The sequence below is a fragment of the Alsobacter soli genome (assembly GCF_003004785.1).
Classification (GTDB): domain Bacteria; phylum Pseudomonadota; class Alphaproteobacteria; order Rhizobiales; family Beijerinckiaceae; genus Alsobacter; species Alsobacter soli.
In genome coordinates, this window is sequence record NZ_PVZS01000023.1 from 1 (window position 1) to 16153 (window position 16153).

The 16153-nt window shown below is 69.7% G+C and carries 15 protein-coding genes; 8 read left to right on the forward strand and 7 right to left on the reverse strand.

The genetic code is table 11. The features are described 5' to 3' along the window. Positions 1–29: 29 nt before the first annotated feature. Positions 30–1589, reverse strand: coding sequence for an ABC transporter substrate-binding protein (locus SLNSH_RS18035; protein WP_106338413.1), 1560 nt, complete (start codon positions 1587–1589; stop codon positions 30–32). A 196-nt stretch (positions 1590–1785) separates the two neighbouring features. On the opposite strand from SLNSH_RS18035, the gene SLNSH_RS18040 reads away from it, so the two are divergent. From SLNSH_RS18040 to SLNSH_RS18050, 3 genes are all read left to right on the forward strand, one after another. Next, positions 1786–2919: an amidohydrolase/deacetylase family metallohydrolase gene (locus SLNSH_RS18040; protein ID WP_106338414.1), complete on the forward strand. Its 1134-nt coding sequence runs from the start codon at positions 1786–1788 to the stop codon at positions 2917–2919. A gap of 149 nt (positions 2920–3068) precedes the next feature. Further along, positions 3069–3530 carry a RidA family protein gene (locus SLNSH_RS18045; protein WP_106338415.1) on the forward strand — a complete coding sequence of 154 codons (462 nt, stop codon included), beginning with the start codon at positions 3069–3071 and terminating at the stop codon, positions 3528–3530. Positions 3531–3540: 10 nt separating this feature from the next. Beyond that, complete coding sequence (locus SLNSH_RS18050; RefSeq protein ID WP_106338416.1) at positions 3541–4626, forward strand: D-TA family PLP-dependent enzyme; 1086 nt, start codon at positions 3541–3543, stop codon at positions 4624–4626. Positions 4627–4768: 142 nt separating this feature from the next. Here SLNSH_RS18050 and SLNSH_RS18055 read toward each other — a convergent pair whose 3' ends face one another. Beyond that, a complete protein-coding gene (locus SLNSH_RS18055) occupies positions 4769–5155 on the reverse strand; it encodes a DUF302 domain-containing protein (protein ID WP_106338417.1) in 387 nt (128 codons plus the stop codon). Between the two features lie 242 nt (positions 5156–5397). On the opposite strand from SLNSH_RS18055, the gene SLNSH_RS18060 reads away from it, so the two are divergent. Then, complete coding sequence (locus SLNSH_RS18060; protein WP_106338418.1) at positions 5398–6012, forward strand: undecaprenyl-diphosphatase; 615 nt, start codon at positions 5398–5400, stop codon at positions 6010–6012. Between the two features lie 71 nt (positions 6013–6083). On the opposite strand, the gene SLNSH_RS18065 is transcribed toward SLNSH_RS18060, so the two are convergent. The 5 genes from SLNSH_RS18065 to SLNSH_RS18085 form a co-directional block, all read right to left on the reverse strand. Further along, positions 6084–6599 (reverse strand): cytochrome b, encoded by a 516-nt coding sequence (locus tag SLNSH_RS18065; RefSeq protein ID WP_106338419.1) that lies wholly within the window; start codon positions 6597–6599, stop codon positions 6084–6086. A gap of 33 nt (positions 6600–6632) precedes the next feature. Then, positions 6633–7328 carry a VIT1/CCC1 transporter family protein gene (locus SLNSH_RS18070; RefSeq protein WP_106338420.1) on the reverse strand — a complete coding sequence of 232 codons (696 nt, stop codon included), beginning with the start codon at positions 7326–7328 and terminating at the stop codon, positions 6633–6635. A gap of 1 nt (position 7329) precedes the next feature. Next, positions 7330–9255, reverse strand: a complete 1926-nt coding sequence (locus tag SLNSH_RS18075) for a heavy metal translocating P-type ATPase (RefSeq protein ID WP_106338421.1) — start codon at positions 9253–9255, stop codon at positions 7330–7332. Positions 9256–9478: 223 nt separating this feature from the next. After that, positions 9479–10816: a PQQ-dependent sugar dehydrogenase gene (locus tag SLNSH_RS18080; protein WP_106338422.1), complete on the reverse strand. Its 1338-nt coding sequence runs from the start codon at positions 10814–10816 to the stop codon at positions 9479–9481. Beyond that, positions 10813–11265 carry a DUF2231 domain-containing protein gene (locus SLNSH_RS18085; protein WP_106338423.1) on the reverse strand — a complete coding sequence of 151 codons (453 nt, stop codon included), beginning with the start codon at positions 11263–11265 and terminating at the stop codon, positions 10813–10815. Before SLNSH_RS18085 ends, SLNSH_RS18080 begins: the two co-directional genes overlap by 4 nt. A gap of 201 nt (positions 11266–11466) precedes the next feature. On the opposite strand from SLNSH_RS18085, the gene SLNSH_RS18090 reads away from it, so the two are divergent. The 4 genes from SLNSH_RS18090 (at position 11467) to SLNSH_RS18105 (ending at position 16153) form a co-directional block, all read left to right on the forward strand. Continuing rightward, positions 11467–12447: a LysR family transcriptional regulator gene (locus SLNSH_RS18090; protein WP_210202536.1), complete on the forward strand. Its 981-nt coding sequence runs from the start codon at positions 11467–11469 to the stop codon at positions 12445–12447. 69 nt (positions 12448–12516) lie between these two features. Continuing rightward, positions 12517–13686, forward strand: coding sequence for an acyl-CoA dehydrogenase family protein (locus SLNSH_RS18095; RefSeq protein WP_106338424.1), 1170 nt, complete (start codon positions 12517–12519; stop codon positions 13684–13686). An 8-nt stretch (positions 13687–13694) separates the two neighbouring features. Further along, positions 13695–14963: an amidase family protein gene (locus SLNSH_RS18100; protein WP_106338425.1), complete on the forward strand. Its 1269-nt coding sequence runs from the start codon at positions 13695–13697 to the stop codon at positions 14961–14963. Next, positions 14960–16153 (forward strand): CaiB/BaiF CoA transferase family protein, encoded by a 1194-nt coding sequence (locus SLNSH_RS18105; protein ID WP_106338426.1) that lies wholly within the window; start codon positions 14960–14962, stop codon positions 16151–16153. Before SLNSH_RS18100 ends, SLNSH_RS18105 begins: the two co-directional genes overlap by 4 nt.

Here is a 16153-nt window from a genome sequence, read left to right on the forward strand (position 1 = left end):
ACAAGCCCGGGGATGACGGCGAGGGAGCGCTACCCCAACTCCACGTTCCAGAAGGCCGGGAACGGCATGGGGGTGTAGCCCTTCATCTTGGACGACAGGCCCGCCAGCGAGCCGAAGTTGCCGGCGCGGATGTAGGGAACCTCGTCGTAGATGACCTGCTGCACCTTGGCCCAGAGCGGGCCGCGCTTGGCCGGGTTCGGCTCGCCGTTGAACGCGGCGAGCGCGGCATCCTTGGCGGGGGTCTTCCACCAGCCGGGCGCGCCGTCGCCGAGTTGCGGCGGCGACAGCATGGGCTCGGGGAAGAAGGCCGAGTGCGTGATGTAGATGTCCCACAGCGCCGGGTCGCCGCGGCGCTGCACCAGCGTGGCCCAATCCACGACATCGAGGGTCACCGTGAAGCCGGCGGCCTTGAGCTGCTCGGCCATCACCAGCGCCATGCGGTGGTGGAAGTCGTACTGCTTGGAGTTGAGGATGCGGATGGGCGTCCCGTCGTACTTGGCCTCGGCCAGGAGCTTCTTGGCCCCGGCAGCGTCGCCCTTGTTGTACTTGTCGGCGCCCGCCTCCGAGTAGAAGGGCGAGCCCTTGGGGAAATGCGAGGGCGCCAGGGCGAAGAACTTGGGGTCGCCGAAGCCCGCCAGGAGGATCTCCTCCTCGTTCAGCGCCATCTGAAAGGCTTGGCGGATCTTGAGATCAGCCATGGGCCCTTGCTTGGTGTTGGTCGGGAAGTACGGGAAGCCGTATGGCATGGTCAGCACCGCCTTGGCGCTTCCGGAGCTCGACAGCTTCTTGCTCGACTCCACCGGCAACTGGTCGGCGAAGTGGTATTGGCCGGCCACCACGCCTTCCACGCGGGTGTTGGCGTTAGGCGCGGGAATGAAGCGCAGTTCCGCGATCTTGGCTTCCTTCTTGCCGGCGTAGCCGCTGGCCGGCTCCGAGCGGGAGACGTAGCCGTCGAACTTGGTGAGAACGACGTACTGGTCCGGCTTGCGCTCGCGGAACTTGTAGGGACCCGTGCCGACGAACTCGACCAGCGGATTGGCGATGCTCTCCTTGGCCATGATGCCGGCGTAGCCGGACGGCAGCGCGAAATGGGCGAGCAGCGCCGGCTGAAGATCGTTGAGGGCGATCTCGACCGTGGTCGGGCCCTTGGCGGAGATGGACGCGATGCTCTTGGCCAGCGCCTTGCCACGCGGCGTCATGTCCACCCAGCGCTTCAGGGAGGCCACGACGTCCTCGGCGTCGAGGTCGCGGCCGTTATGAAGCTTCACGCCCTTGCGCAGCTCGATGGTGTAGAGCTTGCCGCCCTCGCCGATCTTCGGCATGTCGGCGGCGAGCATCGGCTGCACGGCGCCGTCCTTGTCGAAGGTGAACAGCGGCTCATAGACGTGCTGCATGATGATGCTGACGAGGTCGGCCGTGGACGCCATGGGGTCCAGCGACTGCGGCTCGCCGACCATGGCCAGGTTGGCGCTCTGTGCGCCCTGGGCCATCGCCAGCCCGGGCGCCAGTCCGGCGATCCCGAGCGCGCCCAGGCCGGCCCCGAAGCCGCGGCGCGTGGGCGCCCAGCCGAAAGAATCCGAATCCGTCATCCCATCCTCCCCTGCGGCGGGCAGCAGGTCGCCGCGCCTATGGTGTAATTTTTTAACACGCCTCGCATGGTGTCAACTGCCCAGGTTGTGTTGCGGTGCAATATAACCAGGAACTCGGACGCGAGAGATTGACCTCTGGGCGCCGCGCAATGTAATTTTATGCCACACTGCGCCCGTGGCGCTCAGAGGCTTCACCATGGATTTCGAACTCGTCGTCAGCGGCGGCCGCGTCGTTGACCCCTCGCAGAACCTCGACCGCGTCACCGACGTGGCCTTCTCCGGCGGCAAGGTGGCCGCGGTGGGCGACGGGCTCGCCGGGCGCGCGGCCCGTAAGGTGGACGCTGCCGGACGAATCGTCACCCCCGGTCTGATCGACCTCCACACGCATGTGTATTGGGGCGGCACGTCGCTCGGCGTGGATCCCCTGCTGCTCGGCCGCGGCGGCGTGACCACGCTGGTGGATACGGGCAGCGCCGGGCCGGGCAACTATCCAGGCTTCCTGGAGCACATGATCAAGCCCTCGCCGGTGCGGATCATCGCCTACCTGAACGTCTCCTTCGCGGGCATCTACGGCTTTTCCAAGCGCGTGATGGTGGGCGAGAGCGGCGACCTGCGCCTCATGGCCCCGATCGACGCCGTCGAGGTCGCCAACGCCAACCGCGACACGCTCGCCGGCATCAAGGTGCGCGTCGGCATGAACGCCTCCGGGAATTCGGGGCTGGTGCCGCTGCAGATCGCCCGCCAGGTGGCGGACCGGATCGACATGCCCATGATGGTGCACATCGACATCCCCCCTCCCACCCTGGAGGACGTGCTGGCCCTGATGCGGCCAGGCGACATCCTGACCCACTGCTTCCGCCCCTTCCCCAACACGCCGGCGACGGCCGAGGGCAAGGTGCTTCCGGCCGTGCTGGAGGCCCGCAAGCGCGGCGTGCTGTTCGACATCGGCCACGGCATGGGGTCGTTCTCCTTCGGCACGGCTCGGACCATGCTGGCCAACGGCTTCCTGCCGGATACCATCTCCAGCGACGTCCACGCGCTCTGCATCGAGGGGCCGGCCTTCGACCTGCTGACCACCATGTCGAAGTTCCTGTGCCTCGGCCTGGACCTTCCCACAGTGGTGAAGAGCGCCACGCAGAACGCCGCCGCGGCCCTGCAGCGGCCGGACCTCGGCACGTTCAAGGAAGGCGCTGCGGGCGACGCCTCCATCCTGTCGCTGGACTTCGGCGCGCACGATTACGTCGACTCGACCGGCGAACGCCTGCGCGGCGAGCAGCGCCTCGCAGCCAAGGGCGTCGTTATCGCCGGCAAGGTCTGGCACGAAGCCTGAGGCTTCTCCTCGTCATTGCGAGGAGCGCAGCGACGAAGCAATCCACCGGCGGCCAGGGCTGGATTGCTTCGCTTCGCTCGCAACGACGGCGCAATGTCCGTTCGCTATCGAAATCGTCTCTGAGATCGCACAGCACAGGAGCCCACCTCATGACCCCCGAAGAAAAGCTCGCTTCCCTGGGCCTGACGCTACCGAGCGCGCCTGTGCCAGTGGCCAACTACGTGCCGTTCCGTTGGGCGGGCGACCTGCTCTACCTGTCGGGCCAGGGCCCGAAGCGGGCGGACGGGACCTACAAGCAGGGCCGGCTCGGCCGCGACATGACCGTGGAGGAAGGCTACGCGGAGGCGCGCCTCACCGCCCTCAACCTGCTGGCGGTGGCCAAGCAGGCGGTTGGCGAACTGTCGCGCATCGAGGCCGTGGTGAAGCTGCTGGGCATGGTCAACGCGGAGCCGGATTTCGCCGACCAGCCGAAAGTGATCAACGGCTGCTCGGACCTGCTTGTCGAGGTGCTCGGCGACGCCGGCCGCCACGCCCGCTCGGCCGTGGGCATGGGCTCGCTGCCCAACCGCATGGCGGTCGAGGTCGAGGCCATCCTGCTGGTTCGTCGATAAGGATCGGCCGATGAGCATCGCCGCCCTGAAGGCCGAGGTCGCCCGCCGTTTCGGAACGCCCGCGGTCGTGGTCGACCTCGACGTGGTCGAGCGCAACATCGCCCGCGTGCAGTCGCTCTGCGACTCCGCGGGCGTCGCCAACCGGCCGCACATCAAGACGCACAAGAGCCCGGTGATCGCCGGCATGCAGCGCGACGCCGGCGCGCAGGGCATCACCTGCCAGAAGATCGGCGAAGCGGAGGTGATGGCGGCCGCCGGGTTCGACGACATCTTCATCACCTACAACCTCCTGGGCGAAGAGAAGATGGGCCGCCTCGGCCGCCTGCTGCAGTCGACCCGGATGCGGGTCGCGGCGGACAACCCGACCGTGGTCGCCGGACTGCCCGAGGCGGCGCGCATCGGCGGGCGGGACCTCGAGGTGATGGTGGAGTGCGACACCGGCCGCAAGCGCGCCGGGGTCGAGACCCCCGCGGAAGCCGTGGCGCTCGCCAGGGACATCGCGTCCCGCCCGGGCCTCGCCTTCGCCGGGCTGATGCTCTACCCGCCGGAGGCCCGGATGGCCGAGACCCAGGCCTTCCTGGACGAGACCCTCGCCGGACTGCGCGACGCGGGCCTGGAGGCGCGCGTGATCTCGTCGGGCGGGACGCCGAACCTCGCCAACCTCGACAAAGTCAAGGGCGTCACCGAGCACCGGGCGGGCACCTGCGTGTTCAACGACCGCATGATGATGCGCGCCGGCATGGCCGGGCTCGACGATTGCGCGCTCACCGTCTACGCCACCGTGGTCAGCCGCGCCGCGCCCGAGCGGGGCATCCTGGACGCCGGCTCCAAGACGCTCACCAGCGACACGGGCGCGGGGCTCGACGGGCACGGCCTCATCCTGGAGCACCCGGAGGCGCGCATCGCCCAGTTCGCGGAGGAGCACGGGTTCCTGGACCTCAGGGCCTGCAACGACCGCCCGAAGGTGGGCGACGTGGTGCGGGTCGTGCCCAACCACGTGTGCGTGGTGGTGAACATGGTGGACCGGCTGGTCGCCGTGCGCGGGGACGAGATCGTGGGCGAACTCCCGGTGGCCGCGCGCGGCCGGATCACGTAGCCGTAGGTCATCCGCAGCTCGCGGGATCTCTTGGAGACCTCCTGCGAGGCCCTGAAGACCGGGGTCCTTGGCAACGCAACGGGAGACGGGCTGCTCCGCCCCCGGGCGCCGGTGAAGCCGCGTTTCCCCCGCTACGCCTCGGCTACAGAGACGCGACCACGCGGGACAGGCGCGTGCCCACTTCCGTGGCGACGCTGTCCAGCGCCGGGTTGCCGATCGCCTGCATCGGCGCGGCGGGGTTGATCGCCGCGACCTCGACCTGCTGCTCGCCCGTCTGCTGGACCACCACGTTGCACGGCAGCATCACGCCTACCCTCGGCTCGTTCGACAGCGCCTTGTGGGCCAGCGGCGGGTTGCAGGCGCCCAGAATGCGGTAGGGCCGGAAGTCCTCCCCGAGCTTCGCCTTCAGGGTGGCCTGGACGTCGATGTCCGACAGAACCCCGAAGCCCTCAGCCTTGAGCGCCTCCGTGACCCGGCTCACGACTTCGTCGAAGGAGCCCGGGACGGTGCGATGAAACGTGTACTCCATGGCGTTCTCCCGCTGCGAATGGGCCGCGCCGCGGCGGCCGTCGACATGATGGCGCGCCTTTCAGGCCATGATCGGCCTTGCCCGTACGCCGGGATTGATCCGGCTCAAGATCCGGCGAACCGGAGACGGGCGTCCGCTTCGGACGCAGGCGCAGGACAGCATCTTACTTCAGCCACGATGCGGGGCAGATTTCGCTCTGGCCGAGGCGCGTGGTCCGCGGCGGAAAGCCTGAAAGGAACGCGATGCTGGCCTTGAACGAGCGCCTTTTTCTTCTGATCAATGCGAGCGCCCACCCGGATGGCGCGCTGGTGGCGTTCGCGTCCTTCGTGGCCAACGATGTCGTGGTCGCGGTGGCGCTGGTGCTGGTCGCCAGCTGGGCCTGGGGCGACCATGGCAAAAGGGCCGCCCTGCTGGCCACGGCCGGCGCGACCCTGGTCGCGCTGGGAGTGAACCAGCTGCTGGGACATCTCTGGTACGAGCCGCGTCCGTTCATGATCGGGCTTGGCCATACCCTCTCCCCGCACGCGGCGGAGAACTCCTTCCCGAGCGACCACGGCACGTTCATGTTCACGATCGGCCTCGGGCTGCTGGCGACGGGCGCATCCCGCTTCTGGGGAATCGTGGTGTGCCTCGCGGGCGTGGCGGTCGCCTGGGCGCGCGTCTATCTCGGCGTGCACTTCCCGATCGACATGGCCGGGTCCGCGATGGTGGCCGGCGCCTGTTCCCTGCTGGCGGCCGCCGCGGAGCGCCCGCTCGGGCGCCATGTCGTTCCTTTCGGCAACCGCCTCTATGACCGGTCCCTCGACCTGCTCCGGTTCCCGTCGACGCTGTTTCCGCGCACGCGAAGCCGCGCGTAACGCGACGGCTCGATGCGAAGCGCATCAGCGCTTCGCTCGGAGCTTCAGGTCGCGGGCAAGCGCCTCGTCGGTCACCTGACCAGGCTCATGCGCGTCAGCGTGCCGTCGCGCAGCACGAACTGGTGCCAGAGCGCGAGCACGGCGTGGAACCCGGCCAGCCAGAGGAGCACCGTGCCGCCGGTTTCGTGCACCTCGGCGATCCAGCCGGGCGCGCCCTGCACCGGAGCGGCGAGCGCGGGGAGCGGCAGGCCGAAGAAGGTCACCGGAACGCCGAGCCGGCCGGCGGCATACCAGCCGGTCAGGGGCAGCAGGATCATGAAGGCGTACAGGACCCAGTGCCCGGCCCGGGCCGCGAGGTCGAGCAACGGCCGCCGGGGCGCCTCCATCTCGGGAGCGCCGCCCAGGAGCCGCGAGATGATCCGCGGTATCACCAGGACGAGGACGGAAAAGCCGAGCCAGAAGTGCAGCACAGGCGGATTCTCCCGCACGTGCCGGCCGCCCTCCGAGGTCAGCCAGGCCGCCAGGATCAGAACCGCCATCACCCAGTGCAGGACGATCATCGTCTTCGAGTAGCGCGCCGTCGTCATGGACTGCCTCCTCCAGGATCGAATGGGTTGGGCTTAGACGGCGCGCCCGACGAGCGCGCCGATCAGGGCCGTCGCCGCCATGGCGACCGCGCCCCAGAATGTCACCCGAACCGTGGGCCGCAGCACGCCGGCCCCGCCGGCCTGGGCTCCGACGGCTCCGAGCAGAGCGAGTCCGACCAGCGAGCCGCCGGAGACGGCGATGCTCGTCCACTGGGTTGGCGCCAGCAGGGCGATGGCGAGGGGCAGCAAAGCCCCCGTGGCGAAAGTCGCGGCCGAGGTCAGCGCGGCCTGCACGGGGCGGGCTGTCACGTGCTCGACGATCCCGAGTTCGTCACGCACGTGCGTCCCGAACGCGTCCTTCGCCGTCATCTGCTCCGCCACCTTGCGGGCCAGATCGGGCTCGACGCCCCTGGCGACGTAGATCTGGGTGAGTTCTTCGAGCTCGGCCTCCGGCATGGTCGCAAGTTCGCGTCGCTCGCGGGCCATGTCAGCCTCTTCGGTGTCCGCCTGGGAGCTCACCGAGACGTACTCGCCGGCCGCCATCGACATGGCGCCGGCGACGAGGCTGGCGACCCCGGCGACGATCACCTCGCCGGGCCCGGCCGCCGCGGCGGCCACGCCGACGACAAGGCTCGCCGTGGAGATGATCCCGTCGTTGGCCCCGAGCACGGCGGCGCGCAGCCAGCCGATGCGCTGGATCAGGTGGGCTTCGCGGTGCAGCGGGTGCATCTCAGGCCTCCTTGGGCGTGGCCCTTTGGATGGATGCATTCCGCTCGGGCCGGAACCGCTCGGCGGCGGGCAGCAGCCGGGCCGAGTTCAACAGGAAGGCGATCTCGGAGCCGACGTGAATGAACGCGGCCAGCATGGGGTTGAGCAGCCCGACGGCGGCCAGGACGATCCCGACCGCGTCCACAGCCAGAGTGCCGGCGAAGTTCTGCCAGATGATGGCGCGCGTGCGCCGGGCGATGCGAATGGTCTCGACCAGCTTGCCGAGGTCGTTGCCGATCAGCACGACATCGGCGCTCTCCTTGGTCACGTCCGCGCCCGAGCCCATGGCGACGCCCAGGCTCGCTGCTGTCAGGGCCGGAGCGTCGTTGACGCCGTCACCCACCATGGCCACCCGATGTCCGGATGCGACGAGGGCCTCCACGCGCGCGAGCTTGTCCTCCGGCAGCATGTCCGCCCCGACCTCGGCGATCCCCAGGTCCGCCGCGACGCGGCCCGCGACTTCGGCGGTGTCGCCGGTGAGGAGCAAGGTGCGTACGCCCATGGCCTGAAGAGCGGCCATCGCCCCGCGCGCCTCCGGGCGGACGACATCGGCCACGATGATCTCGCCCAGAAAGCGGCCTTCCCGGGCCACCACGATGTCGGAGCCGGGCAACCCAGTCTCGCGGGCGGGAACGTCCACGCCCGCGTCGGCCAGCAGCTTGCGGTTGCCCACGAGGACCGTGGCGCCGTCCACCAGGGCGGTCACGCCGCGCCCGACGGTGTAGGAAAACGACGCGGGTTCAGCGAGCGCCGCCTTCGTGCGCCGGGCCTCCTCCACCACGGCTCTCGCGAGCGGATGCTCCGAGTGGATCTCCGCCGAGCCTGCGGCCGCGAGAAGTTCGCCGGCCGAGACGCCCGCCGCCGGACGCAACTCCTGCACGACGGGCCGCCCAAGGGTCAGGGTGCCCGTCTTGTCGAGGATGACCGTGTCGACGCGCCCCAGCGTCTCCAGGTGGACGCCGCCCTTGATGATGGAGCCGAGCTTGGCGGCGCGTCCGATGCCGCCCAGGATGGCCAGCGGAGTGCCGGCCGCGATCCCGCAGGCGCCGGCCACGATGACGACCGAGATGGTGTCCCGCAGGTCGCGCGTGATCAGCCAGGTCAACGCGGCCGCGGCCAATGCGAAATAGACCAGGTATCCTGCAAGTTGGTCGGCCAGCCGCTGAACTGGCGCGCGCGACTGCTCGGCGGCCTCCACGGCTTCGATGATGCGCCCGTAGCTGGTGTCGCGGCCGACCCGCTCCACCTGGATCTCGAGCATGCCCATCTGATTGATGGAGCCTGCGAAAACGGAACTGCCGGCCGACTTCTCCGCCGGCATGGACTCGCCCGTGATGCGCGACTGGTCCGCATAGGAGTGGCCGGCAACCACGACGCCGTCCACCGGGATCTTGCCGCCCGGGGCGACCACGACGCACTCACCCGGCCGGATCTCCGCGACCGCGACCTGGATGAGTTCGCCCTCGCGGCGCACGGTCGCCTGGGGCGGGATGAACGCGACGAGGTCGTGGATGGCGACCCGGCCACGCGCGACCGTCAGATGCTCCAGTTCCTCGGCCGCGAGCACGAAAAGCGCGACCACCAGGGCCGTGAAGAACTCCCCGATGGCCGCAGCCGCGACCACTGCGATGGCCATGGAGAGCTCCATGGTCATGCGGCGGGCCAGCAGGTTCGACACGGCTTCGCGCAGGATCGGCCAGCCGGCGAAGAGCAGCGCGGCCACGGCGAGCGCGTCCGCGGTCCGTCCGGGCCAGAACCAGACGACTCCCGCGCCTGCCGCGGCCGCCACGATGCGCGCCACGGCCATGGGCTCGAAGGAGCCGTGCTCGTGGACCCCGGCGTCATGTTGGTGTTTGGGGCAGGCTGTCTCGGCCAGGTCTCGCGGCATCGGCGCACCAGATTAGAAAATTTCCAAACTGGAAAATGCGCCGCTCGAGCCCATTTTGCAAGGCGCCCGGGCACATGCCTGCCATGTTCCCGGGCGCGATCTGACAAGTTTCAAGCGCGGGCTGCGTTGAAAAGCGGGTCAAAGCCTGGTCCCGCAGGCCGGTTTCTGTCGCGCGCGGCCCGATCGCCCGAGGCCAGCCGCAAGGCCCGAGCGGCTCTGGACGTCAGCGCTGGGGCGCGACCGCAGCCGACTTGGCCTGTGCGGCCGTGACACGCCAGACCGTGTTCCCGACGTCGTCGGCGACCAGCAGCGCGCCTGTCTTGTCGATTGCGACGCCCACGGGGCGGCCTCTCGTCTTGTCGTTCGCGAAGAAGCCGGTCACCACGTCCTGCGGCGGCCCGCTGGGGCGACCGTCCTGGAACGGAACGAACACCACCTTGTAGCCGGACACGGGATTGCGGTCCCAACTGCCATGCTCGCCGATGAAGACGCCGTTGTGGAATTGGGTCGGCAAGCTGTTGGCCTGGGTGAAGGCCATGCCGAGCGGCGCCACATGGGAGCCGAGCCCGTAGTCGGGCTTGATGGCCTTGGCCACCGGTTCCGGCCGCTGCGGCTGGACCCGGATGTCCACGTGCTGGCCCCAGTAGCTGTACGGCCAGCCGTAGAAGCCGTTTTCCTGGACGGATGTCAGGTAGTCCGGCGCCAGGTCGGGCCCGATTTCGTCGCGCTCGTTGGCGATCGCCCACAGCTTGCCCGTGGTCGGCTCGAAAGCGAGGCCGGTCGGATTGCGCACCCCGCCGGCGTACATCCGCTTCATGCCGGTGGCGCGGTCCACCTCCCAGATGGCGGCCCGGTCCTGCTCGGCCCCGATGCCGTTCTCGGTGATGTTGCTGTTGGATCCGACGCCCACATAGAGCTTGGAGCCGTCGGGACTGGCGGTCATCGCCTTCGTCCAATGGTGGTTGGGCGACTGCGCCGGCAGGTCGGTCAGCTTGTCGCCGGGTTGTGTGATCTGCGTGGCCCCGGGCGTGTAGGGAAAGCGCAGGATGGCGTCCGTGTTGGCGACGTAGAGGTCGCTCCCCACCAGGACGACGCCATAGGGCGAATTCAGGTGGTCGATGAAGATGGTGCGGACTTCCGGAACGCCATCGCCGTCCTGGTCGCGGAGCAGGCTGATCCGCTGGCCGGCGGGCGCGCCGGAGCCGGCCAGCCCCTTGATCTTGCCTTCGATGAAGTCCTTGGGCCGGTAGACGGGCCCGCCCTTTCCATTCGACTCCACGACGAGGACGTCGCCGTTCGGAAGGGGATAGACGATCCGCGGATGGAGGAAGTCGGCGGCGAAGGCCTTGATCTGCAGGCCGGCCGCCACAGTGGGCGTCTCGCCGGACTTCCACCCCACGGCCGGCATGACCTTCATGGGCGGAAGCAGGTATTGGTGCGGCTCGGGCAGCTTGGGATCGCCGCCGTATTGGGAACTGGGATCGCCAGCGTCCTCGTTGCAGGCGGCCAGGGCCAGAACCGAGGCGAGGACAAGGGTCCCGTGAATCAGGCGGCGGATCATAGGCGGGCGTCCCGGGTTGGCGGCAGCGGCGCGATACGGCGGGAAGCGAGCGACCAGCCGCCCGTCAGGCCCACCACGAGAAGGATGACCGTGATGATCGCGGACAAGATGATCCCCTGCGGGACCACGGCCGTGTAGGCGTCCCGGCTGTGCACGAAGGCGTTGACCAGCCCCAGCACGGCCGCGACGGCGAGCCCGGCGAAGCGCAGCCAGGCGATCCGCCCAACCCGCTTCGTGGCAAGGTCGACCACGAAGGCGATGGCCGCCAGCAGCGCGAGGACGAGGCCGGCGGCCACCAGCCATTGCGAGACGTTGTTCCACTGGAAGAGCAGGGTCCGCCAGTACAGGATGTCGCTGACGAAGCCGGCGATCAGCAAGGTCGCGCCCGACGCGACCAGTCCGGGATGCAGGAGCGCGCGCGGGCGTTCGGGGACGTCGACCTGGGTCATTTCGCCTCCAAGGGCCATGGCCGGGCGGGGAAGCGGCAGGGGAGCCGGCGGGGCGGGTCCCAGAGCGGCCTTCGGACCGGTTGTGAAAGACTTAGGGCTTTCTGAACCCCGCCCCGGGCGCCCGGGTTCCGCAGGTCATCCGAGAGGCAGCAGAAGCGCAGGCCGGTGGTACGGCGCCGGCGCCGGGCGAGGAGGCGTTATTTGCTGGCGGAGAGCCGCCTGCGCCAGCATCATGGGCCCATGTTCCGGCACGACCTCCTCAGCCTGCGTCTCTTCGTCACCATGTGCGAGACCAAGAGCCTCAGCCGCGCGGCGGAGCAGATGAACATCGCCGTCTCGGCCGCGAGCCGCCGGGTGAAGCTTCTCGAGGAGGAAGCGGGAGCCGACCTGGTCCTGCGCCGACCGCATGGGGTCGAGCCCACGGCGGCCGGGGTCACCATGCTTCGCTACGGCCGTACGGTGCTGCGCCTCGCGGAGCAGTTCGCCGCCAACATGGCGGAGCACCGGACCGGAATTCGGGGCCGCGTGAAGGTGTTCGGCTCAAGTTCCGCCTTGGTGCAGCGGCTTGCCTCGGACCTCGCCCGCTTCACCAAGGCGCATCCCGAGATCAAGCTCGACCTGGAGGAGCGCCCGACCGTGGAGACGGTCGAGGCCGTGCAGCGCCGGCAGGCGGACATCGGGGTCATCGTTCGCGGCGCCGCCACCCAGGGCCTGATCACCTACCCTTACGCCGAGGATCGCCTCGCTGTGGCCGTACCGGCGGACCATCCGCTCGCAAGCCGCGAGGGCGTGCGCTTCGAAACCCTGTTCGACGAAGACCTCGTCTCGCTCGACGCCGGCACGGCGATCCATCGCCTCGTGACGGATCGCGCGCGGGACGCCGGACGCTACCTGAAGCTGCGGGTCCAGGTCCGCAGCTTCGAGGTGATGTGCCAGATGATCCGCCACGGCCTGGGCGTCGGCATCCTGCCTGAAGACGCGCTGCGGCCCCTCGCGGACGCGCTGGGCCTGCGGCTCGTGCGCCTGGACGAACCCTGGGCGAGCCGCGCGCTGGAGATCTGCGTCTCGGCGGAAGATCCGCTCGAGCCGCCCGCCGCCCGGCTCATGGCCGAGCTGCTGGGCGGCGGCGCCAAGTCAGGTACGGAAAGTCGCGTGGACGATTTCGAAAAAATGGAAATCTGAGTTCCCGCAATTCTCATTCCAGCAAGACGGATTCTGGCGTGTACTGGGTGGGACTCAGGGACCCCACGCATGCCCGTCTCGCTGCCTTCCGCCCACGACCACGCCGACCTCCGCGACGCGATCCGCGACCTGTGCAGCCGCTTCGACGGCGCCTACTGGCGCCAGGTCGACGAGGAGCGCGCATATCCGGAGGCCTTCGCGGACGCCCTCACGCGCGCCGGGTGGCTCGCCGCCCTGATCCCGCACGACTATGGCGGCTCCGGGCTCGGGCTGACCGAGGCCTCCATCATCATGGAGGAGATCAACCGGTCAGGCGGCAACTCGGGCGCCGTCCATGGACAGATGTACAACATGTCCACCCTGCTCCGGGCCGGCTCGCCCGAGCAGAAGCAGCGCTATCTGCCCCGGATCGCCTCCGGCGAGCTCAGGCTGCAGTCCATGGCGGTCACGGAGCCCACGACCGGGTCGGACACCACCAAGCTGAAGACCACGGCCGTGCGCAAGGGCGACCGCTGGGTGATCAACGGCCAGAAGGTCTGGACCTCCCGCGTCCAGCATTCGGACCTGGTGCTCGTGCTGGCGCGCACCACGCCGCTCGATCAGGTGGCGCGCAAATCGGAAGGGCTTTCGGTCTTCCTTGTGGAGACCAAGGAGGCCTTGGGCGCCGGCATGTCGCTGCGCCCGATCCGCAACATGGTCAACCACGAGACGAACGAGGTCTTCTTCGACAACCTCGAGGTTCCGGCCGAAAACCTCGTCGGCGCCGAAGGCCGGGGCTTCAAGACGATCCTCGAAGGGCTCAACGCGGAGCGCGTGCTCATCGCGGCGGAATGCGTCGGCGACGCCTACTGGTTCGTGGACAAGGCGCGCCGCTACGCCAGCGAGCGGACCGTGTTCGACCGCCCGATCGGCCAGAACCAGGGCATCCAGTTCCCGATCGCCCGCGCCTATGTGAACGCCCAGGCGGCCGACCTCATGCGCTACAAGGCCGCCGCGCTGCACGACGCCGGGCAGCCCTACGGGGCGGAAGCCAACATGGCCAAGCTGCTCTGCGCCGACGCGTCCTGGGAGGCCGCGAACGCCTGCCTGCAGACCCATGGCGGCTTCGGCTTCGCGGCGGAATACGACGTCGAACGCAAGTTCCGCGAGACGCGCCTCTACCAGGTGGCGCCGATCTCGACGAATCTCATTCTCGCCTATGTGGGCGAGCACGTGCTCGGCATGCCGCGGTCCTACTGATCCCCGCCATGGCCCCCTCCCCTGGACCGGAACTCGAGAGCGGCGCCCCGGAGCGCCTCGCGCACGTCCGGTACGGCGGCTGGCGCCTGCGGTGCTTCGTGGAGGTGGCCCAGGAGCTCCCGCCGGCGGCCGAGGGCCCCCTCTCCGGGCTGAGCTACGCGGCCAAGGACATGTTCGACACGCCGGGCCGGGCGCCTGGATGCGGCCTGGCGACGGCTCCAGGGGCGAAGCCCGCCGGAACGGCCGCCGTGCTGGAGACCCTGGACCGGGCTGGCGCGTCTCGCGTCGGCTTCACCCAGATGACGCCGCTCGCCTATGAGCCGTCCGGCGCGAACGAGGCCTACGGCCGCCCCCTCAATCCGCGAAACCCGGACCGCATCTGCGGCGGGTCGTCCTCCGGCTCGGCGGTGGCCGTCGCGGCGGGGCTGGTCGACTTCGCCGTCGGCTCGGACACGGCCGGGTCGCTGCGCATCCCGGCCCAGGCCTGCGGCGTGAGCGCCTGGAAGCCGACGCACGGGCTCATTCCCGCCGCCGGCGCCATGCCGCTCGCGCCGTCGCTCGACAGCATCGGTGTCCTGGCCGCCTCGCCCGCCGTTCTGGCGCGTGTCGCGGAACTGTTCGCGCCAGCCGCACCGGGTCCGATCCGTCGGGTGGCGATCGCCGAAGACGTGCTGGCCGGATGCCGGCCCGCTGTGGCCCAGGCCTTCAACGCCGTCCGAAGGGCTCTTCCGGTTCCAGCCGAGGAACTCGAACTGCTGCCCCTGATGGAGCGCTGCGACGCGCCCTGCCTGACCCTGCTGCAGGCCGAGGCCGCGGAGCAGCACCGGGCGCTCCTCGAAGGCGGCGCGCTCGACCCGACGCTTGCGCGGCGTTTGGCCAAGGGAGTTGCGATTCCGGCCGCCGAGGTGGAAGCGGCGCGCGCCACGATGGCCGCGCTGCGAGCCGCAGACCCGGCCCAGCTTCTTGGCGGAGCCGACGCGCTCCTGCTTCCGGTGATGCGGATTGAGACGCCGAGCGTCGCCGCCTGCGATCCCGCCTGCCGCGCCTTCAACGCCCGGACGCTCTATGAGCTCTCGGCCCTGACGCGCTTCGTCAACCTGCTCGGATGGCCGGCGATAGCGATTCCGGCCGGCCAGGACGAGGGCTGCGCTGCGATCGCCGTTCAGCTTGTAGGGCCGCCGGGATCGGATCGCGCGCTGCTGGCGCTCGCGGCGGACCTGCAAGATCAGCTGGCCCCAGACTTTCCCCCCTCCCCCGCTTTGGAGATGCGCGCATGACGACGCCTCCACGCTCCCGGGCGCTCGACGGCCTGGTCGTCCTCGATCTGACACGCGTCAGGGCCGGCCCGACCTGCTGCCGCGTGCTGGCCGATTTCGGCGCGGACGTCATCAAGATCGAGGCGCCGCCCGGGGTCGACCCGAACGAGAACATGTCCGGCCCGCGGCACGGCTACGACATGCAGAACCTGCACCGGAACAAGCGGTCCGTGACGCTGAACCTCAAGCGGCCCGAGGGACGCGAGGTGTTTCTCCGGCTGGTGAAAAACGCGGACGTGGTGGTCGAGAATTTCCGGCCGGACGTGAAGGACCGGCTCGGCATCGACTACGAGACCCTGCGGCGCGTGAACAAGCGCGTCATCCTGGCCTCCATCTCGGGATTCGGGCAGACGGGCCCCTACCGCGACCGCGCGGGCTTCGACCAGATCGCCCAAGGCATGGGCGGGCTGATGTGGGTGACCGGCCTTCCCGGGCAGGGTCCTGTGCGCGCCGGCGTGGCTGTGGCCGACAGCACGGCCGGGATCTACGCCGCGACCGGCATCCTGGTGGCTCTCCAGGAGCGCGAGCGCTCGGGCGAGGGCCAATGGGTCCACACGTCGCTGCTGCAGGCGCAGATCGCGCTCTGCGACTTCCAGGCCGCGCTCTACCTCGTCGACGGCAAGGTCCCCGGGCAGGCCGGCAACGACCACCCCTATTCCACCCCGATGGGCGTGGTCGAGACGGCGGACGGCTTCATCAATATCGGGGTGGGCGGCGAAGGCCATTGGGCGAGCTTCTGCCGCGCCATTGAACGCCCCGATCTCATGCAGGATCCGGACTTCGCGACCCAGGCCGAGCGCTTCCGCAACCGCCCCCGGCTGCGCGAGATCCTGGCGAACGTGTTCAGCCAGCGCACGTCCGCCGAATGGCTCGAGCGGCTGGAGCGGGAGCATGTGCCCGCGGGCCCCATCTATCGCATGGACGAGGTCTTCGCCGATCCGCAGGTGCAGCACCTGGGAATGGCGGCCCCCGTCCATCATCCTGCCCGGGGCGAGATCCGCGTGGTCGGCCAGCCCGTCGCTCTCTCGCGGACGCCGGCTTCCGTGGTCAGCGCCGTGCCCGACCCTGGGGAGCACACGGACGAGATCCTGGCCCGTGCCGGATACCAGGCCGGCGAGATCGAGCAGCTGCGCCGCGCGGGGGTGGTGTGA